The 2,763-nt window shown below is 63.5% G+C and carries 3 protein-coding genes; 2 read left to right on the forward strand and 1 reads right to left on the reverse strand.

Annotated elements, in window-relative coordinates; translation table 11 throughout:
• On the forward strand, positions 1-312 hold a 312-nt coding region (locus EOA36_RS32725), incomplete at its 5' end, for an inositol monophosphatase family protein (protein ID WP_281040103.1).
• A gap of 67 nt (positions 313-379) precedes the next feature.
• On the opposite strand, the gene EOA36_RS32730 is transcribed toward EOA36_RS32725, so the two are convergent.
• Entirely contained in the window at positions 380-1,396 is a 1,017-nt protein-coding gene (locus EOA36_RS32730) for a LacI family DNA-binding transcriptional regulator (protein ID WP_127280930.1), read from the reverse strand.
• A 218-nt stretch (positions 1,397-1,614) separates the two neighbouring features.
• Here EOA36_RS32730 and EOA36_RS32735 point away from each other — a divergent pair.
• Positions 1,615-2,763, forward strand: a 1,149-nt coding sequence (locus EOA36_RS32735) for a sugar ABC transporter ATP-binding protein (RefSeq protein WP_145969438.1), incomplete at its 3' end; no start/stop codon positions are given.

Here is a 2,763-nt window from a genome sequence, read left to right on the forward strand (position 1 = left end):
AACCGGGCCGAGGCCGAAAACATCGCCGTGCTGATCAAGAAGATCCTCGCCGAAGGCGGCGTCTTCTTCCGCAACGCGTCAGGCGCCCTGATGCTCGCCTATGTCGCCTCGGGCCGGCTGCTCGGCTATGTCGAAGAACACATGAACGCCTGGGACTGCGTGGCCGGCATGCTGTTGATCGAGGAGGCTGGCGGCACCGTTCTGAAGGCGGACCCGAAGACGGTGCTCCAGAGCGGCACGCAGGTCATCACGGGCGGCAAGGGCGTGTTTTCGAAGCTGCAGGCGCTGTGTTCCGGTGTCTTTACGTCCTGATCAGGCTCCAAATCTCGGGAAGCAGGATGGCGTCCGAAAACCGCTTCACATTTTTCGGCATCATGCTTTAGGCACTGACGCTCTGAACCGCCCCCAGCGGCCGGCATGAGTTGCGGATCATCAGACGGCCCTTGAGCACGAGCTTGCGCGGCGGCGTGTCCCGGTTGCCGGCGAGGCGGTCGAGCAGCAGATTGGCCGCTTGCTCGCCGATGGCCTGCACCGGCTGCGCCACCGTGGTCAGCTGCGGCTGGAACACGTCGGACCAGGGAAAATCGTCGAAGCAAGCGACCGAAATGTCCTCCGGACAGGACAAGCCGATGTCGCGGATCGCCTTCATGGTTCCGATCACCATCGGGTTGTTGGCCGAGAAGATCGCGCTTGGCCGGTCATGCAGCGACAAAAGCTGCATGGTTGCGTTGTAGCCGTCGATCTCGTGGAAATTGCCGGAGCGAACCAGTTCCTCGGCCACCGGCAAGCCGGCGGCCTGGAGCGCCTCGCAATATCCGGTCATGCGGTCATGCATGGGTGAAATATCCGAGGTGCCGGTGATGTACCCGATGCGGCGGTGGCCGAGGTCGATCAGATAGCTGATGGCGTCGAACACCGCGCGCTGGTTGTCGAGAACCACGGCGTCGGTGTCGACCCCCTCGCACAGGCGATCCATCAGCACCACCGGCACGTTGGCATCGGCGACGATCCGCTCGAGGATCGCGCCGTCACCGACGCGCGCCACGATCAAGCCGTCGACCATGCGGTCGAGCAGCAGCCTGATCTGGTCGTCCTGGGTGTTCAAATCCTCGTCGGTACAGCACAGCATGACAGCATAGCCGGCGCGGTCGAAGGCCTGCTGGATGACCGAGACGACGGCGGTGAAGAACGGGTTGGTGATGTGGGGAACGGTCAAGCCGATGGTGCGCGTCGTACCCATCTTCAGGCTGCGGGCTATGGCGTTGCGCTTGTAGCCGATATCGCGGATCGCCTGCTCGATTCGAGCGCTGAGCTCCGGACTCACGGTTGCGGTGCCGTTGATCAGCGCCGACACGGTGGCGACCGAGACACGCGCCGCTTCGGCCACGTGCAACATGGTGGGCGCGGTGGATTTGCGTTGTTTTTTTGGCCCTGACGCTGTCATTTTCGAAACGTTTCGTCACCCCTTGCCAGCAATACCTACGGAATCCCGCCATTTTAGGCAAGAATTGAAATGCATCAAAGTTTCGTCACCCTATATCGGCTTGACAGGATCGAAACGTTTAGATTAGCGTTCGAGAAGCTGACGAAGACGGAAGGGAGGCCGCCATTGTCATGGAACAGAGCAATTCCCTTTCCTCGGCGCGCAATGCGACATCGGATCGCTCGGACACCGTTCTGAGCGCCGAGCATATTTCGAAGAGCTTTGGCGGCATCGCCGCGCTCGTCGATGTCGGCTTCGAATTGCGGCGCGGCGAAGTGCATGCCTTGATGGGTGAGAACGGCGCCGGCAAGTCGACGCTGATGAAGATCCTCTCCGGCGTCTATACCGGCTACGAAGGCACGGTCAGCATCGACGGAAGGCCGGTCAGCTTCGCCGGCGTGCGCGACGCCGAGGACGCGGGCATCGCCATCATCCACCAGGAGCTCAACCTGGTGCCGGAACTGAGCGTCGCCGACAACATCTTTCTCGGGCGCGAGAAGCTGATCGCGGGTCTGATCGTCGACCGCAAGGCGAGCAGCCGCGCGGCAAGCGCCCTCCTGCAGCGGCTCGGCATCGAACTCGATCCGGACGCACGCGTCGGCGCGCTGCGTGTCGGCGAACAGCAGCTGGTCGAGATCGCCAAGGCGCTGTCGATGTCGGCGCGTATGCTGATCATGGACGAGCCGACCTCGGCACTGTCGCCGGCCGAATGCCAACGGCTGTTTCGCATCATCGGCCAGCTTGCCGACAGCGGTGTCGCCATCGTCTACATCTCGCACCGCATCGACGAGGTCATGCATCTGGCCGGCCGCGTCACCGTGTTCCGCGACGGGCGCCATGTGCTGACGCGGCCGATGGCCGAGCTTGACGAAAATGCCATCATTTCGGCGATGGTCGGACGGGACCTGCTAGCATCCTCCCAGGACGAGCGGGATCCCGGCGGCAGGACCGTACTTTCGGTCAGCGATCTGTCGCTGTCGAAGCCAGACCGCCAGGGCTGGCGGCAGGTGATCGGCGGCATCAGCTTCGATCTGGCCGCCGGAGAAATCCTCGGCATTGGCGGGTTGCTGGGCTCCGGCCGCACCGAGATCATGGAAGCGATCTTCGGCTCGAGCGATGGCCGTGCCGGCGGCGAGATCCGGCTCGACGGCCAGCCGGTGGACATCCGCTCACCGCGCGATGCGCGGCGGCTGGGCATCGCTCTGGTCACCGAGGACCGCAAGACGCAAGGCCTGCATCTGCAGGCCTCGATATCGGACAATGTGGCGCTGCCGCTGGTC

This window comes from Mesorhizobium sp. M8A.F.Ca.ET.021.01.1.1, assembly GCF_003998025.1.
Lineage (GTDB): Bacteria > Pseudomonadota > Alphaproteobacteria > Rhizobiales > Rhizobiaceae > Mesorhizobium.